26 protein-coding genes are annotated in these 26,604 nt (G+C 65.3%); 21 read left to right on the forward strand and 5 right to left on the reverse strand.

From position 1 onward, the window contains the following. The first annotated feature begins 167 nt into the window (after positions 1-167). From glyA to QMG72_RS04290, 10 genes are all read left to right on the forward strand, one after another. Positions 168-1,466 (forward strand): serine hydroxymethyltransferase, encoded by a 1,299-nt coding sequence (gene glyA, locus QMG72_RS04245; RefSeq protein ID WP_283479765.1) that lies wholly within the window; start codon positions 168-170, stop codon positions 1,464-1,466. A gap of 3 nt (positions 1,467-1,469) precedes the next feature. Next, complete coding sequence (locus QMG72_RS04250; RefSeq protein WP_283479767.1) at positions 1,470-2,381, forward strand: bifunctional methylenetetrahydrofolate dehydrogenase/methenyltetrahydrofolate cyclohydrolase; 912 nt, start codon at positions 1,470-1,472, stop codon at positions 2,379-2,381. A 173-nt stretch (positions 2,382-2,554) separates the two neighbouring features. Next, the gene (locus tag QMG72_RS04255) at positions 2,555-3,562 is read left to right on the forward strand and encodes an ABC transporter ATP-binding protein (protein ID WP_282468094.1); all 1,008 of its coding nucleotides are present in this window, start codon (positions 2,555-2,557) and stop codon (positions 3,560-3,562) included. After that, entirely contained in the window at positions 3,555-4,406 is an 852-nt protein-coding gene (locus QMG72_RS04260) for an ABC transporter permease (protein WP_226774039.1), read from the forward strand. Before QMG72_RS04255 ends, QMG72_RS04260 begins: the two co-directional genes overlap by 8 nt. Further along, on the forward strand, positions 4,403-5,236 hold the full coding sequence (locus QMG72_RS04265; protein ID WP_226774038.1) for an ABC transporter permease: 834 nt from the start codon (positions 4,403-4,405) through the stop codon (positions 5,234-5,236). The genes QMG72_RS04260 and QMG72_RS04265 overlap by 4 nt, the downstream gene beginning before the upstream one ends. Before the next feature lie 65 nt (positions 5,237-5,301). After that, positions 5,302-5,865 (forward strand): hypothetical protein, encoded by a 564-nt coding sequence (locus tag QMG72_RS04270; protein WP_226774037.1) that lies wholly within the window; start codon positions 5,302-5,304, stop codon positions 5,863-5,865. 10 nt (positions 5,866-5,875) lie between these two features. Continuing rightward, entirely contained in the window at positions 5,876-6,709 is an 834-nt protein-coding gene (locus QMG72_RS04275) for an exodeoxyribonuclease III (protein WP_226774036.1), read from the forward strand. Positions 6,710-6,725: 16 nt separating this feature from the next. After that, positions 6,726-7,829 (forward strand): tryptophan--tRNA ligase, encoded by a 1,104-nt coding sequence (gene trpS, locus QMG72_RS04280; protein WP_283479769.1) that lies wholly within the window; start codon positions 6,726-6,728, stop codon positions 7,827-7,829. A 4-nt stretch (positions 7,830-7,833) separates the two neighbouring features. Next, on the forward strand, positions 7,834-8,499 hold the full coding sequence (locus QMG72_RS04285) for a 2'-5' RNA ligase family protein (protein ID WP_283479771.1): 666 nt from the start codon (positions 7,834-7,836) through the stop codon (positions 8,497-8,499). Then, complete coding sequence (locus tag QMG72_RS04290; protein WP_282359100.1) at positions 8,444-9,607, forward strand: YihY/virulence factor BrkB family protein; 1,164 nt, start codon at positions 8,444-8,446, stop codon at positions 9,605-9,607. Before QMG72_RS04285 ends, QMG72_RS04290 begins: the two co-directional genes overlap by 56 nt. Here QMG72_RS04290 and QMG72_RS04295 read toward each other — a convergent pair. From QMG72_RS04295 to sdhC, 5 genes are all read right to left on the reverse strand, one after another. After that, positions 9,564-10,334, reverse strand: coding sequence for an alpha/beta hydrolase family protein (locus QMG72_RS04295; RefSeq protein WP_226774032.1), 771 nt, complete (start codon positions 10,332-10,334; stop codon positions 9,564-9,566). The genes QMG72_RS04290 and QMG72_RS04295 overlap by 44 nt on opposite strands. Before the next feature lie 90 nt (positions 10,335-10,424). Further along, positions 10,425-11,207: a succinate dehydrogenase iron-sulfur subunit gene (locus tag QMG72_RS04300; RefSeq protein WP_226774031.1), complete on the reverse strand. Its 783-nt coding sequence runs from the start codon at positions 11,205-11,207 to the stop codon at positions 10,425-10,427. Between the two features lies 1 nt (position 11,208). Continuing rightward, a complete protein-coding gene (sdhA, locus tag QMG72_RS04305) occupies positions 11,209-13,008 on the reverse strand; it encodes a succinate dehydrogenase flavoprotein subunit (protein ID WP_282359101.1) in 1,800 nt (599 codons plus the stop codon). Between the two features lie 126 nt (positions 13,009-13,134). Beyond that, positions 13,135-13,617, reverse strand: coding sequence for a succinate dehydrogenase hydrophobic membrane anchor subunit (locus QMG72_RS04310; RefSeq protein ID WP_226774029.1), 483 nt, complete (start codon positions 13,615-13,617; stop codon positions 13,135-13,137). A gap of 2 nt (positions 13,618-13,619) precedes the next feature. Then, a complete protein-coding gene (gene sdhC / locus QMG72_RS04315) occupies positions 13,620-14,000 on the reverse strand; it encodes a succinate dehydrogenase, cytochrome b556 subunit (protein ID WP_226774028.1) in 381 nt (126 codons plus the stop codon). Positions 14,001-14,326: 326 nt separating this feature from the next. On the opposite strand from sdhC, the gene QMG72_RS04320 reads away from it, so the two are divergent. From QMG72_RS04320 to QMG72_RS04370, 11 genes are all read left to right on the forward strand, one after another. Continuing rightward, positions 14,327-15,484: a mannose-1-phosphate guanylyltransferase gene (locus QMG72_RS04320; protein WP_226775059.1), complete on the forward strand. Its 1,158-nt coding sequence runs from the start codon at positions 14,327-14,329 to the stop codon at positions 15,482-15,484. Positions 15,485-15,549: 65 nt separating this feature from the next. After that, positions 15,550-16,749 carry an amidohydrolase gene (locus QMG72_RS04325; RefSeq protein ID WP_226775058.1) on the forward strand — a complete coding sequence of 400 codons (1,200 nt, stop codon included), beginning with the start codon at positions 15,550-15,552 and terminating at the stop codon, positions 16,747-16,749. 262 nt (positions 16,750-17,011) lie between these two features. Further along, complete coding sequence (locus QMG72_RS04330; RefSeq protein ID WP_226775063.1) at positions 17,012-17,404, forward strand: MarR family winged helix-turn-helix transcriptional regulator; 393 nt, start codon at positions 17,012-17,014, stop codon at positions 17,402-17,404. Positions 17,405-17,450: 46 nt separating this feature from the next. Then, a complete protein-coding gene (locus QMG72_RS04335) occupies positions 17,451-17,882 on the forward strand; it encodes an organic hydroperoxide resistance protein (protein ID WP_226775057.1) in 432 nt (143 codons plus the stop codon). After that, positions 17,879-18,910: an NADP-dependent oxidoreductase gene (locus tag QMG72_RS04340; RefSeq protein ID WP_226775056.1), complete on the forward strand. Its 1,032-nt coding sequence runs from the start codon at positions 17,879-17,881 to the stop codon at positions 18,908-18,910. The genes QMG72_RS04335 and QMG72_RS04340 overlap by 4 nt, the downstream gene beginning before the upstream one ends. Before the next feature lie 281 nt (positions 18,911-19,191). Continuing rightward, positions 19,192-20,301, forward strand: a complete 1,110-nt coding sequence (locus tag QMG72_RS04345; protein WP_226775055.1) for a BMP family lipoprotein — start codon at positions 19,192-19,194, stop codon at positions 20,299-20,301. A 166-nt stretch (positions 20,302-20,467) separates the two neighbouring features. Then, the gene (locus tag QMG72_RS04350; RefSeq protein WP_282359113.1) at positions 20,468-22,111 is read left to right on the forward strand and encodes an ABC transporter ATP-binding protein; all 1,644 of its coding nucleotides are present in this window, start codon (positions 20,468-20,470) and stop codon (positions 22,109-22,111) included. Next, positions 22,104-23,531 (forward strand): ABC transporter permease, encoded by a 1,428-nt coding sequence (locus QMG72_RS04355; RefSeq protein WP_282359114.1) that lies wholly within the window; start codon positions 22,104-22,106, stop codon positions 23,529-23,531. Before QMG72_RS04350 ends, QMG72_RS04355 begins: the two co-directional genes overlap by 8 nt. After that, positions 23,528-24,865: an ABC transporter permease gene (locus QMG72_RS04360; protein WP_226775052.1), complete on the forward strand. Its 1,338-nt coding sequence runs from the start codon at positions 23,528-23,530 to the stop codon at positions 24,863-24,865. The genes QMG72_RS04355 and QMG72_RS04360 overlap by 4 nt, the downstream gene beginning before the upstream one ends. A gap of 2 nt (positions 24,866-24,867) precedes the next feature. Beyond that, the gene (locus QMG72_RS04365; RefSeq protein ID WP_226775051.1) at positions 24,868-25,272 is read left to right on the forward strand and encodes a cytidine deaminase; all 405 of its coding nucleotides are present in this window, start codon (positions 24,868-24,870) and stop codon (positions 25,270-25,272) included. Between the two features lie 11 nt (positions 25,273-25,283). Further along, entirely contained in the window at positions 25,284-26,588 is a 1,305-nt protein-coding gene (locus QMG72_RS04370; protein ID WP_226775062.1) for a thymidine phosphorylase, read from the forward strand. The last annotated feature ends 16 nt before the right edge of the window (positions 26,589-26,604 follow it).

Consider the following 26,604-nt stretch of genomic DNA (forward strand, 5'->3'; position numbering starts at 1 on the left):
TTTCCGGTTGGCAGCGCCTTGCTGCCGGCCCGCGTCGGCACCCGCTTGGGGGTGCAGGCACCTTTTTTGCGTCCCCGTCCGCGGAGGCCGTCATCAAGGGGCGCCGCCGCGGACCAGCCGGTAACCTGACCTTTAAGCAGTTCCCGTTGCCTAGCCAGGAGTTCCCCGTGACCACCTCCCTTAGCCTGTCGTCCGCCGTGAGCAACCAGCCACTTGCCGAACTTGACCCTGAAATCGCCGCAGTCCTCGCCCAGGAGCTGGGCCGCCAGCGCGGCACCCTGGAAATGATTGCCTCCGAGAACTTCGCCCCGCGCGCTGTGATGGAAGCCCAGGGCTCAGTCCTGACCAACAAGTACGCCGAGGGCTATCCCGGGCGCCGCTACTATGGCGGCTGCGAATACGTCGATATCGCCGAGCAGCTCGCGATCGACCGGGTCAAGGAACTTTTCGGCGCCGAATACGCCAACGTCCAACCGCACTCCGGCGCCCAGGCCAACGCCGCGGCGCTCTCCGCGATGATCACCCCGGGGCAAAAGATCCTCGGCCTGTCACTGGCCCACGGCGGCCACCTGACCCACGGCATGAAACTCAACTTCTCCGGCAAGCTCTACGAGGTTGCCGCCTACCAGGTCGAGGAAGAGAGCTTCCGGATCGACATGGACAAACTCCGCGAGCAGGCGATCGCGGAGAAACCCCAGGTCATCATCGCCGGCTGGTCCGCCTACCCGCGCCAGCTGGACTTCGCGGCCTTCCGCTCGATCGCCGATGAGGTCGGCGCGCTGCTCTGGACCGACATGGCACACTTCGCCGGCCTCGTGGCCGCCGGCCTGCACCCCAGCCCGGTCCCGTACTCCGACGTCGTCACCTCCACCGTGCACAAGACCCTCGCCGGCCCCCGCTCCGGCGTGATCCTGGCCAAAAAGGAGTGGGCCAAGAAAATCAACTCCAACGTCTTCCCGGGCCAGCAGGGCGGACCGCTTATGCACGTCATCGCCGCCAAGGCCGTTGCGTTCAAGATCGCCGGCACGGAGGAATTCAAGGAGCGCCAGCAGCGCGTCCTGGAAGGCGCCCGGATCATCGCCGACCGCCTGAACCAGGCCGATGTGTCCGACGCCGGCGTCTCTGTCCTCACCGGGGGCACCGACGTGCACCTGGTCCTGGTGGACTTGCGGAACTCCCAGCTCGACGGCCAGCAGGCGGAGGACCTCCTGCACTCGGTCGGCATCACTGTCAACCGCAACGCCGTGCCGTTCGACCCGCGCCCGCCGATGGTCACCTCGGGCCTGCGCATCGGCACCCCGGCCCTGGCCACCCGCGGCTTCGGCGCCGAGGAGTTCACGGAGGTCGCCGAGATCATCGCCACCGCGCTGAAGTCCGGCTCCGCCGCCGACATCGAGGCGCTCCAGTCCCGCGTGGACAAGCTCGCCGCCGACTTCCCGCTGTACCCGCAGCACGAGCAGTGGTAGGCCATGACTTCTGCAGAGACTGCACAAACGGCTGAACGGGCACAGATCCTGGACGGCAAAGCCACCGCCGCCATCATCAAGGCCGAACTGACCGAACGCGTGGCCGCGCTCAAGACCCGGGGCATCGTGCCGGGCCTGGGCACCATCCTGGTGGGCTCCGACCCGGGCAGCACCTGGTACGTCGGCGGCAAGCACAAGGACTGTGCCGAGGTGGGCATCACGTCCATCCGGCGTGACCTGCCGGCGGAAACCACCCAGGAGCAGCTGCTGGCCGTGGTCCGGGAGCTCAACGGGAACCCGGAGTGCACCGGCTACATCATCCAGCTCCCGCTGCCCAAGCACATCGACCAGGACGTCATCCTGGAGGCCATGGATCCGGACAAGGACGCCGACGGCCTGCACCCGATGAACCTCGGCCGGCTCGTGGCCAACGTCAGCGGGCCGATGAAGTCCCCGCTGCCGTGCACGCCCAAGGGTTGCGTGGAGCTGCTCACCCGGCACGGCATCAGCCTCAACGGCAAGCGCGTGCTCGTGGTTGGCCGCGGCGTCACGATCGGCCGCCCGGTGGGGCTGCTGCTCACCCGGAAGGACGTCAACGCCACTGTCATCCTGGCCCACACCGGCACGGTGGACCTGCCCGCCGAACTCCGCCGGGCCGACGTTGTGATTGCCGCGGCTGGCCAGCCGCACATGATCAAGGCGGCGGACCTCAAGCCGGGCGCCATCGTGCTCGACGTCGGCGTGAGCCGCGTCGACGACGGCTCCGGGAAGGCCGTCGTCACCGGAGACGTGGACCCCGCAGCTGCCGACGTCGCTGCTTGGCTGTCCCCGAACCCCGGGGGAGTGGGCCCGATGACCCGAGCCATGCTGCTGGCCAACGTGGTGGAAACCGCGGAACGCCGGCTGCACGGCTAACCCTCGGGGACGCCGTCAACTGAACCGCATCCCACCCAACTGACTCGCAGATCAGGCCGTTTTGGGCGCTCAAAACGGCCTGAACTGCGAGTCAGTTGGGTTTCGGCAAATGGATGGACTTTTTTACGAAAAGACTCTTTCATAGTTCGGCGGTTTCCACTACCGTGATTTGGGTGCCTGAACTAGTCTCAAAAGAATCCTCAGCCAAGGAAGCCTCTCAACAGGACGCACCATTGAGCCGCCCCGCCGAATCCGCCCCGCAGTATGTGATCACTGCCGAGAACCTGACGAAGCGCTACGGCGATGTCGTCGCCGTCGACGGTATCTCCTTCGCCGTCCCCGCCGGCGAGGCGTTTGGCCTGCTCGGCCCCAACGGCGCGGGCAAGTCCACCACCATGAAGATGATCGGCGGGGTGTCCCGGCGGACCTCCGGGAGCCTGAGCATCATGGGCCTGGACCCGGACCAGAACGGTCCGGAGGTGCGTGCCCACCTGGGCGTCGTCCCGCAGCAGGACAACCTCGACGAGGAACTCAAGGTCCGGGACAACCTCCTGGTCTACGGCCGCTACTTCGGCCTGCCGATGAGCTACCTCAAGCCCAAAGCCGATGAACTGCTGGAGTTCGCCCAGCTCACCGACAAGGCCAAGTCCAAGGTGGACGCGCTCTCCGGCGGCATGAAGCGCCGGCTGACGATCGCACGCTCCCTAATCAACGAACCCCGGATCCTGCTCCTGGATGAACCCACCACCGGGCTGGACCCGCAGGCGCGGCACATCCTCTGGGACCGGCTGTTCCGGCTCAAGGAGCAGGGTGTCACCCTGATCCTCACCACGCACTACATGGACGAGGCCGAGCAGCTCTGCGACCGCCTGATCGTGGTGGACAAGGGCAGGATCATGGCCGAGGGTTCGCCCGCCAGCCTGATCCGCGAATACTCCACCCGTGAAGTCCTGGAATTGCGCTTCGGCTCGGAACGCAACGCCACCATCGGTGCCGAACTCGAAGGCATCGGCGAACGGCTCGAAACCCTGCCGGACCGTGTCCTCATCTACGCCCACGACGGCGAGGCCGCCCTCGAAGAGGTCTCCGCCCGCGGGTTGCGGCCGGTGACGTCGCTGGTGCGCCGGTCCTCGCTCGAAGACGTTTTCCTGCGGCTGACCGGCAGGAGCCTCGTTGAGTAGGTCGGTGACGACGCCGGCTCCCGCACTGCGCGCCCATTCGCCGGAGGTCTCGGCCGCCCGCGCCCGGCGCTGGGGCTCGCTCTACTTCGCCGAGCACGTCCTCCGGGTGATGAAGAGCTACGGCTGGACCATCGTTATGTACGGCGTCGGGCAGCCAGTCGCCTACCTCTTCGCCATGGGCGTAGGGCTCGCAAGCCTCGTAGACACCAGCAGCACCGCAACCTTCGGCGGCGTCAGCTACCTGGTCTTCATTGCTCCGGCCCTGCTGGTCTCGGCCGCGGTCATGACGGCCGCCAGCGAATTGACCTTCCCGATCATGGACGGTTTCAAGTGGCGCCGCGTCTTCTACGGGCCGCACGCGTCGCCGTTGACGCCGGAGCAGATTGCCCTCGGACAGATCATCGCCGTCACTGTGCGTTTCGTGCTGCAGTCCGCGATCTACTTCGCCGTCATTGCGCTGTTCGGGGCGTCGCCGAGCGGCTGGGGCTGGGTCTCGATCCTGGTAGCCACCCTCGCGGGTTTGGCTTTTGGATTGCCGCTGATGGCCTACGCGGCTTCGATCAAGCAGGACAAAGGCCAGTTCGCCATGGTCATGCGGTTTATCGTGATGCCGCTGTTCCTGTTTTCGGGCACCTTCTTCCCGCTGGACTCGCTGCCCCTCGCCGTGCGCTGGATCGGCTGGATCTCACCGATCTGGCACGGCACCGAACTTGGCCGGGTCTTCAGCTACGGCTACCCGGAGGCCCCGTTGCTGACCATCGCGCACGTCGTTTTCCTGCTGGCCCTCACGGTGCTCGGCTGGGTCCTGACCAAACGCCGGTTCATCAGGAGGATGGCCGGATGAGCGCCGTCACCACCAGCCACAGCGCCACCGAGGCCGCACGCAACCGGAAGTTCGGGCCGCTCTACTCCCGGAACGTGCGCGCCGTCGTCGCCCGCGGGCTGATGGCCACTAAGAGCAGCAACTGGATGGTCATGCTCTCCGGCTTCTTCGAGCCCGTGCTGTACCTGATTGCCATGGGCGTGGGCCTGGGCGCCATTGTGGGCCCGGTGCAGGGCCCGGGCGGCGGGGAGATTTCCTATGCCGCCTACATCGCGCCGGCCCTGCTGGCCGTGTCCGCCATGAACGGGGCCGTCTACGACTCGACCTGGAATGTCTTCTTTAAGATGAACTTCGCCAAGCTGTACCAGGGCATGCTTTACACCTCCCTGGGCCCGCTGGACGTCGCCATGGGGGAGATCTTCCTGGCCCTGCTGCGCGGCCTGATGTACGCCACCGGGTTCACCGCAGTTATGGGCCTTATGGGGCTGATCACCACGCCGTGGGCCGTCCTTATGATCCCGGCCGCCGTGTTGATCGCGTTCGGTTTCGCGAGCTTCGGGATGGGCATCACGAGCTTTATGAAGACGTTCCAGCAGATGGACTGGATCAACTTCGTTATGTTGCCGATGTTCCTGTTCAGCGCCACCTTCTACCCGCTCAGCGTCTACCCGCAGTACATCCAGTGGCTCATCCAGGCGATGCCGCTGTGGCACGGCGTGGAACTGCTCCGGCAAATCAGTGTGGGAGCCTTCACCCCGGCAACAGCTGTGCACATCGGCTACTACCTCGTGATGATCGCCTGCGGCCTGCTGCTGACCACCGGCCGGCTGCGCCGGCTGTTCCTCAAGTAGGGCCGGAGCGTTCGCCCCGGGTGGAAGCGGCCCGGGGCCGTGCGGGGATTTGCGATAATAGGCTCATGCAATCTCTGGGCAACCCCGCGTCTTCCAAGCCGTCCGCGAACAGCACCAAGTTCTCCATGCTCCGCATCAGCGGACCCGGGATGATGGTCTTTATCATCGCCTTTGTCGTCGCGGTCATCTTTGCCGCGAACCAGAACGACGTCGTCGGCTGGCTTGTGGCGATCATCGCCGGCTTCTGGCTCGCCCTGGCTTCCTTTGTGGTCTTCAGTATCCAGAAGGCCGCCAAGAAGGCCGGAGCCAAGATCACTGAAGCGCAGAACGCCTTCAACGCCGCGGCCGGCCGCGCGCCGTCGTCGGGCAGTGTTGACCATGGCAGCACCCGGCGCGTCGAGGTCCGCCGCGATGCCGATGAAGTCCGGGACCTGAAACTCGACCACTCGTTCAAGATCGTCCAGGTCCAGGTCCGCGTCGTCGAGCAGGAACGGGAGAAGGGCGCCGCCGCGGATCAGGACACGATCCGCCGGGCGCTGGAGACCATCGAGATCACTGCCACCAACGCCCGGGACATGATCAAGTCCGCCGGCACCGACGAACCTGTCGCCGGAACCATTGTCGACTAGAGTGGATCGGGTGAGTTCGGCATTGAAGAAGGACAACCTTCGCATCGCATCGGTCAACGTCAATGGCCTCCGTGCCGCGTATAGGAATGGCATGGCGGAATGGCTTGAGCCCCGCGAAGTGGACATTCTCTGCCTGCAGGAAGTCCGCGCGCCGGACGCGATCGTCCGTCAGCTGCTCGGCGAGGGATGGTTCATCCTGCACGCGGAAGCCGAAGCCAAGGGCCGCGCCGGCGTCGCCATAGCCGCCCGGACCGAACCCCTGCAGACCCGGGTGGGCATTGGGGACGACTACTTCGCCACCGCCGGCCGCTGGGTCGAAGCCGACTTCGCGGTCCGCAACGCCGCTGGCGAAGCCTCGCAGCTGACAGTCGTCAGCGCCTACGTGCACTCCGGCGAGGCCGGGACCCCAAAGCAGGACGACAAGTTCCGGTTCCTTGACGTGATGCTCAACCGGCTTCCCGAGCTGGGCAAACACAGCGACCACGCCCTCGTGGTGGGCGACCTCAACGTCGGCCACACGCAACTGGACATTCGAAACTGGAAGGGCAACGTCAAACGTGCCGGCTTCCTGCCGGAGGAACGGGCGTACTTCGACCGGTTCTTCGGCGCGGACATCGGCTGGAAGGATGTCCACAGGGGCCTGGCGGGCAACGTAGACGGCCCCTACACTTGGTGGTCGCAACGGGGACAGGCCTTCGACAACAACACCGGCTGGCGCATTGACTACCACATGGCCACGCCCGCTCTCGCGGCGGCCGCAGTCTCAGCCGTTGTTGACCGTGCACCGTCCTGGGACACCCGCTTCTCCGACCACGCCCCGCTGGTAGTGGACTACCGGCTCTAGTCTTAAGGCCCCACGAATGACTTCTCCCTCCACTGTGACCCCGGTCGACGATGCTGCCGCCGAAACCGCCGCCCCTGCCTCCGCCGCCCCCACTACCGGGGTCCGGCAGCGCATCCTCTCCGGCATGCAGCCTTCGGCAGATTCCCTGCACCTGGGCAATTACCTCGGCGCCCTGGTGAATTGGGTCCGGATGCAGGATGAGTTCGACGCTATCTTCTTCATCCCGGACCTGCACGCAATCACGGTTCCGCAGGACCCGGCCGAGCTGGCCCACCGCACCCGGGTCACGGCCGCGCAGTACATCGCCGGCGGCGTGGACGTGGACAAGTGCACGCTCTTCGTTCAGTCCCAGGTACCCGAGCACGCCCAGCTGGCCTGGGTGCTGAACTGCATCACCGGCTTCGGCGAGGCCTCCCGGATGACCCAGTTCAAGGACAAGGCCTCACGGCACGGCTCGGACCAGGCCAGCGTCGGCCTGTTCACCTACCCGGTCCTGCAGGCCGCGGATATCCTCCTCTACCAGCCGCACGGTGTGCCGGTAGGAGAGGACCAGCGGCAGCACGTGGAACTCAGCCGCGACCTGGCCCAGCGCTTCAATTCCCGCTTCGGCGAGACCTTCAACGTTCCGGCGCCCTTCATCCAGAAGGAATCGGCGAAAATCTACGACCTGCAAAACCCCACAGCCAAGATGTCCAAGTCGGCCGAATCACCAGCCGGGCTAATCAACCTGCTGGATGAGCCCAAGGTCATCGCCAAGCGGATCAAATCCGCGGTCACGGACGCGGAGACGGAGATCCGGTTCGACCGCGAGGCCAAGCCCGGGGTTTCGAACCTCCTGACCATCTACTCGGCGATCACCGGGCAAAGTGTGGATGCCCTTGTCGCTGCGTACCAGGGCAAAATGTACGGCCACCTGAAGGTCGACCTCGCCGAGGTGGTGGCAGATCGACTCACCCCCATCCGGGACCGGGCGAACGAATTGCTGGATGACCCCGCGGAGCTGGACCGGCTGCTGGCACTCGGCGCCGACAAGGCCCGAGAGATTGCCTCGGTCACCCTGCGCGACGTGTACGCCAAGGTGGGGTTCCTGCCCTACGCCGGAGCCCAGGGAGTCCGCTAGCGCAATGTCCTCCGTCAGCAGAGTCACCGCCAGCGAGCCGGCACGTGCCACGGCGCGTGCCGGCAGCGGCACGGGTTCCGGGAGCCAGGACGCCGAGGGCAATGGACACCGCGGCGAGGGCATCAGTATCGGGGTGATCCTGGGGTTTCCGGAGGCTATCGCCGAGGAACTTCAGCGCTGGCGGGCGTCCTTCGGTGACCCCATGGCGGGTGTCATCCCGGCACACATCACGCTGGTGACGACCACCACGACCCGGGACTGGGACGCGACCCGGAACCATGTCCGGGCCATCGCGAGCAGGCAGGAGCCCTTCCACGTGACCATCGCCGGGACGGGCTCCTTCCGGCCGGTGTCCCCGGTGGTCTTCCTGAACGTCGAGGATGGATTCGGCGATTGCGTTAGCCTGCACGAGCGGCTTCAGGCAGGTCCGTTGGAGCGGGAGCTGCCATTCGAGTACCACCCGCACGTTACTGTGGCCCATGACGTCGCGCCGGAAAGCCTTGATGAGGCCGAAACGGCGCTCAAGGATTACCGGGCGACGTTCCCGGTCGCTAGCATGGGACTCTACGAACACGACCAGAACGGTATCTGGCAGCTACGGGAAGAACTGGACTTTGGGACCGAATTCGACATCGACCGAGGCGAGGACGGGGCCCCAGACGCCCGCTGAACCACCCCTTCCGACCGATCTGGCCGGGCTACGGCTGGAAGTCATCCGCAAGAGGCTCGAGTGGGGCAAGGCGCGGCGCTCCGGCGGCGGGACGGCGGCGCTGCTGGCAATGCTGCCGTGGCTGATCGCCCGGCTCAACACCCTTCGCCCGCTGCGTGCGTTCCAGCACTACAACCGCCAGCACGGGCCGCTGATGAGCGCCGGCATCGGGTTCCGGATGTTCTTCTCCATCACCGGTCTGCTGGCCACCGGCTTCTCCCTCGCGGGCCTGTTCCTAAGCGGACAGCCCGCGCTGCTGGACCAAATCATCAAGAGTGTGGCCACAGCCGCACCGGGCCTGCTGCAGGTCGACGGCGGCGAGGGCCTGGTGGATCCCAAGAAACTGCTGAACCCCTCCGGCCTCGGCTGGACTGCTGTGATCGCCGCCGGGGTGACCGTTTTCACCGCCCTGGGCTGGATCAGCGGCATTCGCGACGGCGTGCGCGGCATGATGGGATGGGGTCCCCGCACTATCAACCCGGTCCTGCAAATACTGCGCGACGCGGGCATCCTGCTGCTGCTCGGAGTGGCCCTTGTGATCAGCTCGGCGGCCTCGCTGGTTTTCGGCACCGCTGCCGACTGGGTGGCCGAGCAGCTGAGCCTCGATCCGCTGATCGCCTGGCCGCTGACGACGTCCGTAACGATTGTGGTGCCGCTGCTGCTGGGTTGGGGCACCGCCTTGATTATGTTCCGGCTGGCCGCGGGGCTTAAAGCGGCCCGGCGCTCACTGCTGGAAGGGACCCTCATCGCAGCGGCCGGCACCACAGTGCTGCAGATCTTCAGCACCCAGCTACTGGCCAGCGCGGGAAAGAACCCCATCCTGGCGCCCTTCGCCATCATCATCGGCCTGCTCATCTGGTTCAACCTGGTCAGCCAGGTGTACGTTGTCAGCGCCGCATGGGTGTCGGTCCGGGAGAAGGACCTCAAGCTGCAGCCGGCCAGCACCAGGACCGGGTGGGGCGCCCGCCGGGTCCAGCCGGGCAAGACGCCCGTGGACCCCGGGGAAACCCGCCGCCCGGTCCCGGCTACGAGGTGGCGTCGAGGTACTGGTCGGCCCAGGCTGAAATAATCCGCGCCGCCCGCGCCGCCTGGCCCTTGCCGGTCAGGAGGTGGTCGCTTCCCTCCAGCGACACGAAGCTGCGCGGGTGGCGGGCCGTCTGGAAGATGGTGCTTGCGTTTTCGATGCCCACGGTGTTGTCGGTGGGGGAGTGCAGCACCATCAGCGGTTTGTGCAGCTGCCGGATGCAGTCCGTCAGGTCCGCCTGTTCCAGGTCCTCCACAAAATGCCGGCGGATCTCCACCCGTTTGCCGCCCAGGTCCACTTCGGCACTGCCCTCGTTGAGGATCCGGTCCAGCGCCGAGTCAAAGACGTGTGCCACATGCTTGGGCGAGAACGGGGCGCCCACTGTGGCAACGGCGTCGAGTTCCGGGATCTCCCGCGCGGCCGCCAGCACAGCGGCCCCGCCAAAGGAATGACCCACCAGCAGCGACACCGGACGGCCCGCCAGGCGCATAAACTCGGCCGCCTTGACGGTGTCCGCCACCTTGTGGCTAAAGGATCCCTCCGACCATAAGCCTGCGGATTCGCCCAGGCCCAGGTTGTCGAAGCGGAGCATGCCCACCCCGTTGTCCGCCAGCTCCTTGCACATCCTCGACGCCGAGGGGCTGTCCTTGCCCAGCGTAAAGCCGTGCGAGAACACACCCCAGCCTTTCACCGCGCCGTCGGGGACATCAATGATGCCGGAGAGGGTTTCCCCGGTGGAACCTTGGAAGGAGACCTTTTCGGAGCGGGACACGGGAACCTTTCGATGGTGGGGCCGACGACGACGGCGCCCCCAACCGCAAAGGTGGGAGGCGCCGTCGTCGTTTGTGCTGTGAAGCGGTTGCTAGATCTTGCGGGACAGGATTGCCTGCTTGACCTCGGCGATTGCCTGCGTGACCTGGATGCCGCGCGGGCATGCCTCGGTGCAGTTGAAGGTGGTGCGGCAACGCCACACACCTTCCTTGTCGTTGAGGATCTCCAGACGCATGTCGCCTGCGTCATCCCGGGAATCGAAGATGAAGCGGTGCGCGTTGACGATCGCTGCCGGGCCGAAGTACTGGCCGTCGGTCCAGAAAACCGGGCAGGACGAGGTGCACGCGGCGCAGAGGATGCACTTGGTCGTGTCATCGAACCGTTCGCGGTCCTCGGCCGACTGCAGGCGTTCCTTGGTGGGCTCATGGCCGCGGTTGATCAGGAACGGCATCACCTCGCGGAAGGACTGGAAGAACGGTTCCATGTCCACAATCAGGTCCTTTTCCACCGGAAGACCCTTGATCGGCTCGACGGTGATGGGCTTGGAGGTATCCAGGTCCTTCAGCAGCGTTTTGCAGGCAAGGCGGTTGCGGCCGTTGATGCGCATGGCATCGGAGCCGCAGACACCGTGTGCACAGGAGCGGCGGAAGGAGACGCTGCCGTCGATTTCCCACTTCACCTTGTGCAGGGCGTCCAGGACGCGGTCCGTGCCGTACATGGTGACGTGGAAGTCGTCCCAGGTGGACTCGTCGGAGACCTCCGGGTTGTAGCGGCGCACCCGCAGGTGGACGTCGAAGGACGGAATGTCTCCGCCGCCGCCGATGTGGGCGGGCAGTTCGATCTTGGAAGCTGGCTCAGCGAGTTCAGCGGTCATCTTAGTACTTCCTCACCATCGGCTCGTAGCGCGTAAAGACCACCGGTTTGGTGGAGAGACGGATGCCCGCAATAGCCTCCGCGGAACCATCCGCCGGAGCATGCTCATCCTTGTACGCCATGGAGTGTTTCATGAATTTTTCGTCGTCGCGCTCGGGGAAGTCCTCGCGGAAGTGGCCGCCGCGGGATTCCTCGCGGTGCAGGGCCGCCACGGTCATAACCTTGGCCAGTTCCAGCAGGAAGCCCAACTCCACGGCTTCGAGGAGGTCCAGGTTAAAGCGTTTGCCCTTGTCCTGGACACTGATCCGCTGGTACCGCTCCTCGAAGGACGCAATGTCAGACAAGACCTGGTTCAGGGTCTCTGCGGTGCGGAACACCTGCATGTTGGCGTCCATCGTGTCCTGCAGTTCCTTGCGGATCGCAGCAACCTTCTCAGTGCCGTCAGCGGTGCGGACGTGGTTGAGCAGGTCCAGTGTGTAGGCCTCCGGGTCGCCGGGAAGATCAACGAAATCGGCGGTCTTGGCGTACTCGGCGGCGGCAATGCCGGCGCGCTTGCCGAAGACGTTGATGTCCAGCAGCGAGTTGGTGCCCAGGCGGTTGGAGCCGTGCACCGAGACGCAGGCGACCTCGCCGGCCGCGTAAAGGCCCGGGACAACGGTGTTGTTGTCCTGGAGCACTTCGGCGCTGATATTGGTGGGAATGCCGCCCATGGCGTAGTGCGCCGTCGGGAAGACCGGTACCGGCTCCGTGTACGGCTCGACACCGAGGTAGGTGCGGGCGAACTCGGTGATGTCCGGCAGCTTGGCGTCGATATGTGCCGGCTCAAGGTGCGTCAGGTCCAGCAGGACGTAGTCCTTGTTCGGGCCGCAACCGCGTCCCTCACGGACTTCGTTGGCCATGGAGCGGGCCACGATGTCGCGGGGTGCGAGGTCTTTGATGGTGGGGGCATAGCGCTCCATAAAGCGCTCACCTTCGGAGTTGCGCAGAATCGCTCCTTCGCCGCGGGCGGCCTCGGAGAGGAGGATGCCCAGGCCGGCGAGGCCTGTCGGGTGGAACTGGAAGAACTCCATGTCCTCCAGCGGGATGCCGCTGCGGAAGGCAATGCCCATGCCGTCACCGGTGAGGGTGTGGGCATTGGAGGTGGTTTTAAAGACTTTGCCCGCGCCGCCCGTGGCGAAAACCACCGACTTGGCCTGGAAGACATGCAGTTCACCGGAGGCAAGGTCGTAGGACACAACGCCGGAAACGCGCTTTTGCTTGTACGGCGTGCCGTCTTCGCGGACAGCGTCTTCCTCGACGGTCAGGAGGTCAAGGACGTAGTACTCGTTGTAGAACTCAACGTTGTGCTTGACGCAGTTCTGGTACAGGGTCTGCAGGATCATGTGGCCGGTGCGGTCAGCGGCGTAGCAGGCGCGGCGGACCGGAGCCTTGCCGTGATCGCGGGTGTGGCCGCCGAAACGGCGCTGGTCAATCCGGCCTTCGGGCGTGCGGTTGAACGGCAGGCCCATCTTTTCCAGGTCCAGGACGGCGTCGATTGCTTCTTTGGCCATCACCTCGGCCGCGTCCTGGTCAACCAGGTAGTCGCCGCCCTTGATCGTGTCAAAGGTGTGCCATTCCCAGTTGTCTTCCTCGACGTTCGCCAGGGCTGCGCACATGCCGCCCTGCGCCGCACCGGTGTGGGAGCGGGTGGGGTACAGCTTGGTCAGTACCGCTGTTCGGGCGCGCTGACCGGATTCGATCGCCGCGCGCATCCCGGCGCCACCGGCACCGACGATGACGACGTCGTACTTATGGACCTGCATACCAGACGCTCTTTCTCTCAAAATTCGCTTACAACACCGGCCGGCGGAGCCGGGCCGGTGACATCTCGTGGACCTGCCGTACCTGCACCGGGCAGGGACGGGTCGGTTGCCGCTGGGGCCGCGCCGTTAGGGCGCCGGGCAGAAGCCGCCGGGCAGCTGGACACCGTTGACCACAGGGCACGGATCAAAGGTGAAGATGACCAGGGTGCCCAGGATGATGATGGCGGTGGTGGCGGCGTACAGCACGATCTTCAGCCACAGTCGTGTGGCGTCCTTTTCGGCGTAGTCGTTGATGATGGTCCGCACACCGTTGGTGCCGTGCAGCATGGCCAGCCACAGCATCGCCAGGTCCCAGATCTGCCAGAACGGGTCAGCCCATTTACCGGCCACAAAACCGAAGTCGATCGCGTGGATTCCCTCGCCCACCATCAGGTTGACAAAAAGGTGGCCGAAGATCAGCACAACCAGGACAACGCCGGAAAGCCGCATAAAGAGCCAGGCGATCATTTCGAAGTTGCCTTTTGAACTGCCGTTGCGGCGGTACTGCGGCGCAATCCGGTTGCTGCCGACCTTTGGGCTGCGCGGGCTCTGAATCTGCGTTGCACTCATGGCTAGTGGCCTCCAAGGGCGAGGGACAGGTGGCGGATGGAGAAGCCAACCATAACGACTGCCCAGAGGATGAGCACCGTCCATAGCATCTGGCGCTGGTACTTGGCGCCCTTCTTCCAGAAATCGACGGCGATGACCCGCAGGCCGTTAAAGGCGTGGAAGACGATCGCTGCGACGAGGCCCGTTTCACCCAGGGCCATCAGGGGGTTCTTGTAGGCACCGATCACGGCGGTGTAGGCCTCGGGGGATACACGCACCAATGAGGTGTCCAGTACATGGACCAACAAGAAGAAAAAAATCACTACACCAGTTATGCGGTGTCCAACCCAGGACCACATGCCTTCACGGCCGCGGTACAAGGTGCCAGCTGGTTTTGTCGGCACTGAATAAACCTCCCTGCAACACAGCGGCGCTGGCATGGGATCCACGCGGGGGGAACGCCTGCTGCGAGAGCACTCGTAAGCTCAAGCCTAAATCTAGGCTTCGCTCGCAGCTTATTCAATTCAGCCACCCGCTGGTGACGTCGCCCATCGGGGTTTTGGTCCGCTTTTGAGACGAACGGCACATTCCGCGCGGGAGTGAGGCGGGAGTGAGGCAGAAGTGTGGGCGGGGCCCGGACTGCTTCGGATCAGTGCCCGCAGCGGTGCCCGTTGCCTGCTCCGGCGCCGGTTCAGGGCTCTGTGCGCCGGTGTCGGCTAAAGTAGCCGTGATGACTACAGACAAAGTGACAAGCCAGGACGCGCTGCAGGGTACGGCTCAGGGCCCGGCCCTGAGCCGGTTTATTGCGGTGATTCCGGCAGGCGGAGTGGGGACCCGCCTCTGGCCCCTGTCACGAGCGGCAGCCCCCAAGTTCCTTCATGACCTCACGGGCTCGGGCAGCACGCTGCTGAGATCGACGTACGACCGGCTGGAGCCGCTCGCCGGCAAGCACATGCTTGTGGTAACCGGGAAGGCGCACCGGGATGCAGTCTGCCGGCAGTTGCCCGAGATCGATGACGCGGACCTGGTGCTGGAGAGCGAGCCGAAGGACTCCGGCGCCGCCATCGGGCTGGCCGCCGCAATCCTGCACGAACGCGATCCGGACACCATCATGGGCTCCTTCGCCGCGGACCAGGTGATCAGCCCCGACGAGCTGTTCCATGCAGCCGTGCGGGAAGCCATCCATGCGGCCGCGGCCGGCAAGATCGTTACCATCGGCATTAAGCCAACCCACCCCTCCACTGGCTTCGGTTACATCCGGTCGGGCAAAAACCTCGGCGTCGACGGGGCCCCCAGTGCCCAGGCCGTTGTTGAGTTCGTGGAGAAGCCCAGCGAAGAGGTTGCCCAGGAGTACCTCGACAGCGGCGACTACGTCTGGAACGCCGGGATGTTTGTGGCTCCCGTCGCGCTGATGCTCAAACACCTCGAAGCCAACCAGCCCGAGCTCTACGCCGGCGTGCAGGAAATCGCCAAGGCCTGGGACACCCCGCAGCGCGACGAGGTCCAGGCCCGGGTCTGGCCCACCCTGCCCAAGATCGCCATTGACTACGCCGTGGCCGAACCGGCAGCCGCCGCGGGCGACGTCGCCGTCGTTCCCGGTACTTTCCGCTGGGACGACGTCGGTGACTTCGCCTCGGTGGGCCGGCTCAACAGCGCCAAAGAAGTTAAGGACGTGACAGTGATCGGTGAGGGCGCCCGCGTCTTCACCGAGGACGCCAGCGGTGTGGTGGTCTCCGACACCAAGCGTGTGATCGCCCTGATCGGGATCAAGGACGTGGTGGTGGTTGACACCCCGGATGCCCTGCTCGTGATGCACAAAGAGCATTCGCAGCGGGTCAAGCAGGCCGTTGATGCGCTTAAGGCCAGCGGCGACACGGACGTCCTCTAGCCTCGGGATCCGTAACGCACCGGCCGCGATGCAGCTATTTTATCTGCGCTCGCTAGAGTTATTGGGTGCGTAACTACTCTACTGAAGCTGAACCCACCACACTGGTGGGGCCGTGGCTCGAGCCTCTCCTGCCGGAGCTGATCGCCTTCCGCCGGGACCTGCATGCGCACCCCGAGCTTTCGTTCAAGGAGTTCCGCACCACGGACAAGCTGGCGCAGCGACTCGAGCAAGCTGGCCTCAAGCCGCGGCGCCTCGCCGGAACGGGCCTGACGGTGGACATCGGGGAGGGCCCGATCGCCACGGCCCTGCGCGGTGATATTGATGCCCTCCCCATCATCGAAGAGACGGGGCTTGCCTTCGCCTCGAAGAACCACGGTGTCACCCACGCCTGCGGCCATGATGTGCACACTGCCACCATGCTCGGCGCGGCGTTGGTCCTGCAGCGGATGCACCAGGAGTCGCCGCTGCGCGGCACCGTGCGGATCATTTTCCAGCCGGCCGAGGAAACCATGCCCGGCGGTGCGCAGAGCTGTATCGAGCAAGGCGTCCTGGAAGGGGTCCCCCGGATCCTGGCCTTGCATTGTGATCCCCGGATTGAGGTGGGCAAGATCGGCACCCGGATCGGCGCCATCACCTCCGCCTCGGACACGATCAAGATCGAACTGACCGGCCGTGGCGGCCACACTTCACGGCCGCACCTGACCGAGGAACTCGTCTTTGCCCTGGCACAGATCGCCGTTAACGTCCCGGCGGTGCTTTCCCGCCGGGTTGACGTGCGCAGCGGGGTGTCAGTGGTCTGGGGCCATATCTCGGCCGGTTCCGCGCCCAACGCAATCCCGGCCAGCGGCTACATGGCCGGCACCATGCGCTGCCTGGACCGCGACGCCTGGCACAGTGCCGGCGAGATCCTCGACGAGGTCATCCAGCAGATCGCGGCACCGTACGGCGTTGATGTGCACCTGGAACACACCCGAGGCGTGCCTCCCGTGGTGAACTCCGAACACGAAACCGCACTGATTGAAGCCGCGGCCCGTGCCGAAATCGGCGAAGGCGCAGTCGTCCTGACGCCCCAGTCCATGGGCGGTGAAGACTTTGCCTGGTTCCTGGCCGACCTTCCCGGCGCCATGATGCGGCTCGGCACCAAGACCCCCGGCGGCGAGGAGTACGATCTGCACCGCGGTGACTACATCCTGGATGAACGTGCCCTGGGCCTGGGTGTTAAGGTGCTTACGGCCGCTGCGCTGCGAACCCTGCGCGACCTCTAGCCGGCAGGCTTCCAAAGCCGGAGGTGGACACCTCGTTCCGGGCCGGGTAGATCGGCGGGAGCGAATGGCCACCAGGCCGGTTGAACGCAGTTAGCTTTCCCGTATTTGAATTGCGCACAATTGAGTTGTGCACAATTGAATTGTGGAGTATGTTTATTTCATGAGCGAAACACAGCACTCCGCGGACGCGGGCAGCCAGACCGCCGCACCCGACGCCGCTGGAATCGACGCTCCGCGCTTGAACCGCCAGGTGTGTTTCGCCATGTATTCCGCAACACGGGCCACGACGGCGGCGTATCGGCCGATGCTCGAAGAGCTTGGCCTGACCTACCCGCAGTACCTCGTCATGATGGTGCTGTGGGAAGCGCAGCCGCGCAGCGTGCGCGAGTTGGGGGCCGAGCTCGCACTTGATTCGGGAACGCTCTCGCCGCTGCTGAAGCGGCTTGAAGCCCTTGGCCTGGTGCGGCGTCTGCGCTCTTCGGCCGATGAGCGCCGCGTGGAGGTCTTCCTCACCGCTGACGGCGCTGCCCTGAGCGCGAAAGCCGCGGAAATCCCGCAGCGGCTCGCGGCGGCCGCCGGCCTGTCGGCTGTTGAACTCGACCAATTGCGTGACACCTTGGGCCGGCTCACCGCCGCACTGCAGGCACCCCGCTAGCCCGCACAATTTTTCCCGAATTTCCCGCCAACAGATTGGACCGCGCATGAAGACTCTATACACCGCCGAGGCGCTGGCCTCGGGCGAAGGCCGCGACGGCACCGCCGTCACCAAGGACGGCAAACTTAACGTCGCGCTGGCAAGCCCGGTGGAACTGGGCGGCAGCGGCGAGGGCACCAACCCCGAGCAGCTCTTTGCCGCCGGCTACGCAGCCTGCTTCCACTCCGCGCTGCGGCTCGTTGGCCGCCAGCAGCACGCCGACCTCACAGACTCCGCCGTCGCCGCGAAGATCCACCTGGGCGCGCTGGCCGATGGAGCCGGCTACGGCATCGCCGCAGAACTCGAGATCGCCCTGCCCGCCGTGGACCGGGCCACCGCCGAGGCCCTCGTGGCCAAGGCGCACGAAGTCTGCCCCTATTCCAATGCCACCCGTGGCAACATCACTGTCGACATCAACATCATGGAGGTAGCCGCATGAGCACCGACACCGAAACCACAGTCCTTCCCGCCGCCACGCGGGAGATCCAGCTGGCATCCCGGCCGCACGGCCGTCCCGTACCGGAGAATTTCCGCATCGCCGAGACGGCGCTGCCCGAACTGCAGGACGGCCAGGTCCTGGTCCGCAACCTCTTTATCTCCGTGGACCCCTACATGCGCGGCCGGATGAATGACGTCAAGTCCTACTCGGCGCCCTTTGCCTTGGACGTCGCGATGGAAGGCGGCGCCGTGGGCGAAGTAATTGCCTCCCGCTCCGCGGACCGTAAGGTGGGCGACGCCGTCGTCCATTCACTGGGATGGCGTGAATACGCCGTGCTCGACGCCGGAGCCACCTCGCCGGCCCGCACGGACCTGGCACCCGCCTCCGCGTTCCTCGGCGCGCTGGGGATGACCGGCCTGACGGCGTACGCGGGCCTGCTCAAGGTGGCCGATTTCAAGGCCGGCGACGCCGTTTTCGTCTCCGGCGCGGCCGGTGCCGTCGGCTCGCTGGTGGGACAGATTGCCAAGGCCATGGGCGCTTCCCGCGTGATCGGCAGCGCTGGGTCCCCGGAAAAGGTGGCCCGCCTGCTCGAACTCGGCTTCGATGCCGCCTTCAATTACCACGACGGACCCGTTGTTGACCAGCTCACCGCCGCCGCAGGCGAAGCGGGCATCGATGTGTACTTCGACAACGTCGGCGGCGAACACCTCGAAGCAGCCCTGAGTGTGCTCAACGTCGGTGGCCGGGTCGCCATGTGCGGCGCCATCGCGCAGTACAACTCAACCGAGCCCGCGACGGCCCCGCGCAACCTTATGCTCGCCATCGGCAAGCAGCTGACCCTCAAGGGCTTCCTGGTCGGCGGCTACTGGCAGCACATGAGCGAGTTTGTCCAGACCATGTCCGGTTGGATCGCGGACGGCACTGTCAGCTACGACGAGACCATCGTGGACGGACTCGAGAACGCACCGCAGGCCTTTATGGACCTCCTCGATGGTGCCAACACCGGCAAGATGCTGGTCCGGCTCTAACCGCACACCCCGCCTGCCCGCAGGCCGCAAGCCCCGCACCGGAATCCACCCGGTGCGGGGCTTTTTGTCTACCGCTTGGTAACAAGTTCTCAACAATCTGGGAAATCCCTGTGAACTGCGGTACACGGACGTGTTAGAGGACACTAAAGTTGCTTTCATCAGTGCGCTTCGGCGCAGTGCTGCGAAATCCATCAGTGAAAACAGCGTTTCAGCGGCAACCCCGCCAACAGACACTCATTGAGCTTCCGTCGTAGCGCCTACTCTTTTCTCCTGGAGGAAAATTGAAGAACTCTCTGCGTGCAACCTTCAAGCGCGGTTCGGTGGCAGGAGTCGCCACCGCCGGCGCGGCTGCGCTGCTACTCACCGGTTGCGGGGCCGCACCGACAGCCAGCAGCAGTGCCTCCGCCTCGGCCAGCAACTACACCGGCTGCATCGTGTCCGACTCGGGCGGATTCGACGACCAGTCATTCAACCAGTCCTCCTACGAGGGGCTGAAGAAGGCCGAGAAGGATCTGGGCATCAAGGTCAACCAGGCCGAGTCCAAGACCAATAACGACTTCGAGCCCAACCTGCGGGCAATGGTCACGGCCGGCTGCGACCTGACAGTCACTGTCGGCTTCCTGCTCGGCGACGCCACCAAGGCCCAGGCCACGGCGAACCCGGACAAACACTTCGCCATTATCGACTTCGGCTATGACACCCCGATCAGCAACGTCAAGCCGATCATTTATGACACGGCCCAGGCCGCCTTCCTGGCGGGCTACCTCGCAGCCGGCACCACCAAGACCGGAACGGTCGCCACCTTCGGCGGTATCAAGATCCCCACCGTCACCATCTTTATGGACGGCTATGCCGACGGCGTCAAGTACTACAACGAGAAAAACGGCAAGACCGTGAAAGTGCTCGGCTGGGACAAGGCCAAGCAGGACGGTTCCTTCACCGGTGACTTCGAAAAGCAGGACAAGGGCAAGCAGTTCACCCAGAACTTCCTGGACCAGGGCGCTGACATCGTGATGCCCGTCGCCGGTCCGGTTGGCAAGGGTGCCGGCGCGGCCCTGAAGGAAGCCAAGGCAGCAGGCAAGGACGTTAAGCTCATCTGGGTTGACTCCGACGGCTTCCTCACGGCACCGGACTACAAGGACATTATGCTTTCCTCCGTGATGAAGCAGATGGGCGAGGCTGTCGAGACCGTTGTGAAGGAAGACAAGGACGGCAAGTTCACCAACACGCCGTACGTTGGCACCCTCGCGAACGACGGCGTGCAGCTGGCGCCGTTCCACGACCAGGACTCCGCGGTCCCGGCCGAAGTGAAGACCCAGCTGGAGCAGATCAAAAAGGATATCGCCGACGGCAAGCTGAAGGTTGAATCCGCAGCCAGCCCGAAGCTCTAGCTTCCGCCGCTAAGCGCCACGGCCCGTCCGGTCATCACCGCACGGGCTGTGGCGCTTTTCGTTGAGCGGACCGGCTCCGCCTCCGGCTGCAGGCACTAGGCTGATCCTGCGGCCCCATCATCCGTCCGGGCCACGACTGCCGGATACTTCTAGATTGGTCAGAGTTTTGAAACTTGAACTCAAGGGGATCACCAAACGCTTCGGCTCCCTGGTAGCCAACGACCACATTGACGTGGTGGTTGAGCCCGGGCAGATTCATTGTCTGCTCGGCGAAAACGGCGCGGGCAAGTCCACGCTGATGAATGTCCTGTACGGTCTGTACGAGCCGACCGAGGGCCAGATCCTGGTCGACGGCAAACCCGTCACCTTCCGCGGCCCGGGCGACGCCATGGCCGCCGGCATCGGGATGGTCCACCAGCACTTTATGCTCGTTCCGGTCTTTACGGTCGCGGAAAACGTCGCCCTGGGAGCGGAAACCACCACGGCCGGGGGGTTCCTGAACCTGGATGACACCCGGCGGAAGATCCGGGAAATCTCGGACCGGTACGGCTTTGACGTCGACCCCGATGCCCTGGTGGAGGACCTCCCGGTGGGGGTGCAGCAGCGCGTAGAAATCATCAAGGCACTCGTCCGCGACGCCAGGGTCCTGATTCTCGATGAACCCACTGCCGTACTGACCCCGCAGGACACCGATGAGCTGCTGGACATTATGCGCCAGCTCAAGAGCCACGGCACATCGATTGTCTTCATCTCGCACAAGCTTCGTGAAGTCAAAGCCGTCTCGGACACCATCACTGTGATCCGGCGGGGCAAGGTCGTTGGTACCGCCGATCCCGGCGCCTCGACGACGGAACTTGCTTCCATGATGGTGGGCCGGGCCGTGAACCTGACCCTGGACAAGGCCCCGGCGAAGCCCCAGGAGACGACCTTCCAGGTGACGGACCTCACGGTGATTGCGCCCAGCGGCCAGCACGTGGTGGACGGCATCAGCTTCGACATCGCCCGCGGTGAGATCCTCGCCATCGCCGGCGTCCAGGGCAATGGGCAGACCGAACTGACCGAGGCCATCCTGGGCCTCCAGGACCGGGTCCATGGCTCCATCCTGCTCGACGGTGCGGAACTTATTGGCCGCAGCGTCAAGGAAGTCCTCAACGCCGGGGTCGGCTTCGTGCCGGAAGACCGCAACGTTGACGGCCTGATCGGCACCTTCTCGATTGCCGAAAACCTGATTCTTGACCGATACGACCAGGCCCCGTTCGCCAAAGGCATCAGCATGCGGCCGGCCAAGGTCCTGGAGAACGCCAAGGGCCGGATCGAGGAGTTTGACGTGCGCACTCCCTCGGGTTCGCTCGCGGCTGGCACCTTGTCCGGCGGAAACCAGCAGAAAGTGGTGATGGCCCGGGAACTCTCCCGGCCGCTGCGGCTCTTCATCGCCTCCCAGCCCACCCGCGGCGTGGACGTCGGGTCCATCGAGTTCCTGCATAAGCGCATCGTGGCCGAGCGCGACGTTGGCACGCCCGTGATGATCGTCTCCACCGAACTCGATGAAGTCATCGACCTCGCGGACCGGATCGCAGTGCTCTACAAGGGCAAAATCGTCGGGATTGTCCCGTCCGGCACCGGCCGCGACGTCCTTGGCCTGATGATGGCCGGGCTCTCCCCGCAGGACGCACACGCCGATTCCGCGGGTAAGCCCGCACCCGGCGGGCCCGCAGAGAGCCCCGCCGCACCCCCAGCAAAGAACCAGGCGCCCGCCGCGCCGACCGTGCCCGAGTCCGGCTCCGGCGCCGTAGGAGACGACCATGAGTGAAAACAACGAGCCTCGACGCTCGAGCGAACCGGATCCGGACCTGAATCCGGAACCCCTCGACGCCCCGGAAACCGGGCCGGCCGCTGTGGCCGAAACGAAGACCGGGGCCCCCGCAGATGACGCAGCCCTGGCCACATCCCTGGACACAGCCGGCGGTGCAATGCGGCCATCGGCGGTTCCCGTCTCGGCCCAGAGCGGCTCCCTTGCAGCTGCGGGGGACTCGGATTCGGTGCTGCGCCAGATCTTCACCGGAAACGGCATTGTGACAGCACTGGCTGTCCTCCTTGCCTTGATTCTTGGGGGACTGCTTATTGCCAGCACCGACAAGGAGGTCGCGGCGACGTCGAGCTACTTCTTTGCCCGCCCGGCCGACTTCCTCGCCGCCGTCTGGTCAGCCGCGACAAGTTCCTACGTCGCGCTCTTCCAGGGCTCGGTATTCAACCCGCGGGGCAGCGGCTTGGGCGGACAGTTCGCCCCGCTGCTGGAAACCCTCACCATCGCCACTCCGCTGATCACCGCCGGCCTCGGTGTCGCCCTGGCATTCCGCGCGGGACTCTTTAACATCGGCGCGCAGGGCCAGATCATCATGGCCGGCATCGTGGCCGCCTGGGTCGGTTTCGAGCTGGAGCTGCCGGTGGGCCTTCACCTGCTGCTTGTGGTGCTTGCCGGCGTCGTTGGCGGCGCCGTCTGGGGCGGCCTGGTCGGCGTGCTTAAAGCGCGGACCGGGGCCCATGAGGTCATCGTGACCATCATGTTCAACTACATTGCCCTGTACCTGGTGCGCTACCTCCTGGACACACCGGCGTTCCAGCGTCCCGGGGAAACCACACCTATCTCACCGCTGCTGGACCCGTCGGCCGTATATCCGCAGCTTTTCGGCAGCCAGTACCGGCTGCACCTTGGCTTCCTGCTGGCCATCGCGGCAACGGTGTTCGTCTGGTGGCTGCTGAACCGCTCGACCATCGGCTTCGAGTTCCGCGCGGTGGGAGCCAACCCAAATGCGGCCCTCACCGCAGGCATCAACGTCCCGCGCGCCACCATCCTGGTGATGGCGATCGCCGGCGGCCTCGCCGGACTGGCCGGCGTCGCGCAGGTAGCGGGAACCGAAAAAGTACTCACCGACGGTGTAGCGGCGACCTACGGCTTTGACGCCATTACCGTCGCACTGCTGGGACGTTCGACGCCGTGGGGCACCTTCGCCGCCGGTGTGCTGTTCGGCGCCTTCCGCGCCGGTGCGGTCCAGATGCAGATCCAGACCGGAACCCCGATAGACATTGTGCTGGTGGTGCAGTCGCTCATTGTGCTGTTCATCGCGGCGCCACCCCTGGTCCGGGCCGTTTTTGGGCTCAACCCGCGCAAAAAGAAGGCCGTATCCGCCGGCAAGTCCCAGCAGGCAGCAGCCACCGGAGGTGCAGCATGAGCACAACAACAACGTCCCCCGTCCCGGGAGAACCCCGTAAGCAAGAGCAGGACCGCCCGCGTCCAGAGGCGAACAGGAAGCCGACGGTCTCCGCCAAACCGGTCACCTGGAAGCTGCCCGTGACGCTGCTGGTCCTGGCCGTCATCGCATTCGTCTTTTTTGGCCTGCTGGGCCCGCACGAGACGGCAAAATTCGGCATCTCCTCCGGCGGGGATTTCTTCCAGCTGCCGGCTATCGAGGCGCCGGCCTACCTCACCGGGCTGGTGCTGTCCGTGATCCTGCTGGCCCTGGCCGGCTACGCGATGTTCCTCAAGACAAAAATCCAGCGGCCCCCGCGCTGGCTGCCTGTCCTGTTCACGGTCCTGTTCGTGGTGGCCTTCCTGGTCTGGGTGGTCGGCGGCGCCCGGACCCCCAGCATCTCGCTGGCGGGCCTGATCGCCGGATCCGTGACCCTCGCCGTACCGATTGTCTTCGGCTCCCTGTCAGGGGTGCTGTGCGAACGAGCCGGCGTTGTGAACATCGCCATTGAAGGCCAGTTGCTTGGCGGTGCCTTCACCGCCGCTATCGTTGCCAGCCTGACCGGCAGCCCGTACCTGGGTCTGCTCGCGGCAGCCGTGGCCGGAGCCCTCGTCTCGATGGTGCTGGCAGTGTTCAGCATCAAGTACGTGGTCAACCAGATCATCGTCGGTGTGGTGCTCAACGTCCTGATCTCGGGCCTCACGGGCTTTCTGTTCAGCACCGTGATGCAGGCGGACAAGGAAATGTTTAACTCGCCGGGGCGGCTTCCCATCATCGAAATTCCGGGGCTGTCCAGCATCCCGGTCCTCGGACCCATCCTCTTCAAGCAGTCCGTTGTTGGCTACCTGATGTACGTGGCCGTGATCGTGGTGTGGATTGCGCTGTTCAAGACCAAGTGGGGCCTGCGGGTCCGCGCCGTCGGCGAACACCCGCAGGCTGCCGACACCCTGGGCATCAACGTCAACGCAACCCGGTTCTGGAACGTCACGCTCGGCGGCGCTGTAGCCGGTATCGGTGGATCGTTCTTCACGCTGGTGGCGATCGACAGCTTCACGAAGGAGATCTCCGGTGGCCGCGGCTTTATTGCCCTCGCGGCGATGATCCTGGGGCGCTGGAATCCGTTGGGGGCGTTCTTCGCAGCGCTGCTGTTTGGTTTCGCCGACAACCTGCAGAGCATTGTGACGATCATCGGCACCCCGGTGCCGAGCCAGTTTATGGCAATGCTGCCCTACCTCGTAACCGTGTTTGCGGTCGCCGGACTCGTTGGCCGGTCCCGGCCGCCGGCGGCCGACGGCATACCGTATGTGAAGGGTTGACGATGGAGTGCACCAACGTTGACTGGGCGGCCCTCAAGGCCGCCGCGGTCACCGCGATGGCCAATGCCTACGCGCCGTATTCGAAGTTCGCGGTCGGGGCAGCAGCCCTCACCGCGGACGGCCGGATTGTGAGCGGCTGCAACGTCGAAAATGCCAGCTACGGGCTGACGCTGTGTGCCGAGTGCGCCCTCGTCGGTAATTTGCAGATGACCGGCGGCGGCCTGCTCCGTGCCTTCTACTGCGTCGACGCCGGCGGCAACGTGCTGATGCCGTGCGGTCGCTGCCGGCAGTTGCTCTATGAATTCAGGGCTCCCGACATGGAGCTTATGACCACGCAGGGAATCAAGACCATGGGCCAGGTCCTTCCCGATGCTTTTGGCCCCCAACACCTGGAGGAACCCCGGTGACACCACCGAACATGACCGAATCGTTTGACGCCGTCGACATCATCCGCATCAAGCGTGACAAGGGTGTGCTCAGTCCCGCCCAAATTGACTGGACGATCGACGCGTACACCCGCGGTGCGATCGCCGACGAGCAGATGGCCGCCTTGAACATGGCAATCCTGCTTAACGGCATGGACCGGGCCGAGATTTCACGCTGGACCGCGGCGATGATCGCTTCCGGTGAACGGATGGACTTCTCCAGCCTGCGCCGGCCCGACGGCAGCGTAAAGCCCACCTCCGACAAGCACTCCACCGGCGGCGTCGGAGATAAGATCACCCTGCCGCTGGCACCCCTGGTGGCGGTCTTCGGCGTTGCTGTCCCGCAGCTGTCCGGTCGCGGCCTGGGCCACACCGGCGGCACCCTGGACAAGCTCGAGTCGATCCCGGGTTGGCGCGCCGCGCTGAGCAACGAGGAAATGCTGGCGCAGCTCCAGGACGTCGGAGCCGTCATCTGCGCAGCCGGGGCCGGGCTGGCTCCGGCGGATAAGAAGCTCTACGCCCTGCGGGACGTCACGGGCACCGTCGAGGCCATCCCGCTGATCGCGTCGTCGATCATGAGCAAAAAAATCGCGGAGGGCACCGGATCCTTGGTGCTGGACGTCAAGGTCGGCAGCGGCGCGTTTATGAAAAACGAGGCGCGCGCCCGCGAACTCGCCGAGACCATGGTGGCCCTGGGCAAGGACGCCGGTGTTAACACAGTGGCCCTGCTGACCAACATGAACACACCGCTGGGCCTCACCGCCGGCAACGCGATCGAGGTCGAGGAATCGGTGGAGGTCCTTGCCGGCGGCGGACCGGAGGACGTTGTGGAGCTCACGGTCCGGCTCGCGGAGGAGATGCTCGCCTGCGCAGGCGTCCACGACGCCGATCCCCGGGCGGCGCTGAAGGACGGCCGGGCGATGGACGTCTGGAACCGCATGATCGAGGCGCAGGGCGGCGACCCGCGGGCAACCCTCCCGGTGGCCAGGGAATCCGAAGTGCTCTACGCGCCCGCCGACGGCGTGTTGGTGGAGCTCGACGCGATGGCCGTCGGAGTCGCAGCCTGGCGCCTTGGTGCCGGACGCGCGCGCAAGGAGGACCAGGTCCAGGCCGGTGCCGGGGTGCGGATGCACGCCAAACCCGGCGCGACGGTCAAAGCCGGCGAACCGCTGATGACGCTGCTGACGGATACCCCGGAGAAGTTCGAACGGGCCAGGGAAGCCCTCGAACATGCCGTGGTGATTGCCCCGGAAGGGTCCCGCCCGGCGCAGCAGCTCATCATCGACCGCATCGCCTAGCCGCCGGGTTGCCCTA

It is taken from the genome of Pseudarthrobacter sp. PH31-O2 (genome assembly GCF_030063265.1).
In the GTDB taxonomy this organism is placed as follows: Bacteria; Actinomycetota; Actinomycetes; order Actinomycetales; family Micrococcaceae; genus Arthrobacter.

Excerpts from the sequence above, each read along its gene's own strand:
- QMG72_RS04250 (WP_283479767.1), top strand. The coding sequence starts at position 1,470 with ATGACTTCTGCAGAGACTGCACAAACGGCTGAACGGGCACAGATCCTG.
- QMG72_RS04265 (WP_226774038.1), top strand. The coding sequence starts at position 4,403 with ATGAGCGCCGTCACCACCAGCCACAGCGCCACCGAGGCCGCACGCAAC.
- QMG72_RS04270 (WP_226774037.1), top strand. The coding sequence starts at position 5,302 with ATGCAATCTCTGGGCAACCCCGCGTCTTCCAAGCCGTCCGCGAACAGC.
- trpS (WP_283479769.1), top strand. The coding sequence starts at position 6,726 with ATGACTTCTCCCTCCACTGTGACCCCGGTCGACGATGCTGCCGCCGAA.
- QMG72_RS04285 (WP_283479771.1), top strand. The coding sequence starts at position 7,834 with ATGTCCTCCGTCAGCAGAGTCACCGCCAGCGAGCCGGCACGTGCCACG.
- QMG72_RS04300 (WP_226774031.1), bottom strand. The coding sequence starts at position 11,207 with ATGACCGCTGAACTCGCTGAGCCAGCTTCCAAGATCGAACTGCCCGCC.
- sdhA (WP_282359101.1), bottom strand. The coding sequence starts at position 13,008 with ATGCAGGTCCATAAGTACGACGTCGTCATCGTCGGTGCCGGTGGCGCC.
- QMG72_RS04310 (WP_226774029.1), bottom strand. The coding sequence starts at position 13,617 with ATGAGTGCAACGCAGATTCAGAGCCCGCGCAGCCCAAAGGTCGGCAGC.
- QMG72_RS04320 (WP_226775059.1), top strand. The coding sequence starts at position 14,327 with ATGACTACAGACAAAGTGACAAGCCAGGACGCGCTGCAGGGTACGGCT.
- QMG72_RS04330 (WP_226775063.1), top strand. The coding sequence starts at position 17,012 with ATGTATTCCGCAACACGGGCCACGACGGCGGCGTATCGGCCGATGCTC.
- QMG72_RS04335 (WP_226775057.1), top strand. The coding sequence starts at position 17,451 with ATGAAGACTCTATACACCGCCGAGGCGCTGGCCTCGGGCGAAGGCCGC.
- QMG72_RS04340 (WP_226775056.1), top strand. The coding sequence starts at position 17,879 with ATGAGCACCGACACCGAAACCACAGTCCTTCCCGCCGCCACGCGGGAG.
- QMG72_RS04355 (WP_282359114.1), top strand. The coding sequence starts at position 22,104 with ATGAGTGAAAACAACGAGCCTCGACGCTCGAGCGAACCGGATCCGGAC.
- QMG72_RS04360 (WP_226775052.1), top strand. The coding sequence starts at position 23,528 with ATGAGCACAACAACAACGTCCCCCGTCCCGGGAGAACCCCGTAAGCAA.
- QMG72_RS04365 (WP_226775051.1), top strand. The coding sequence starts at position 24,868 with ATGGAGTGCACCAACGTTGACTGGGCGGCCCTCAAGGCCGCCGCGGTC.
- QMG72_RS04370 (WP_226775062.1), top strand. The coding sequence starts at position 25,284 with ATGACCGAATCGTTTGACGCCGTCGACATCATCCGCATCAAGCGTGAC.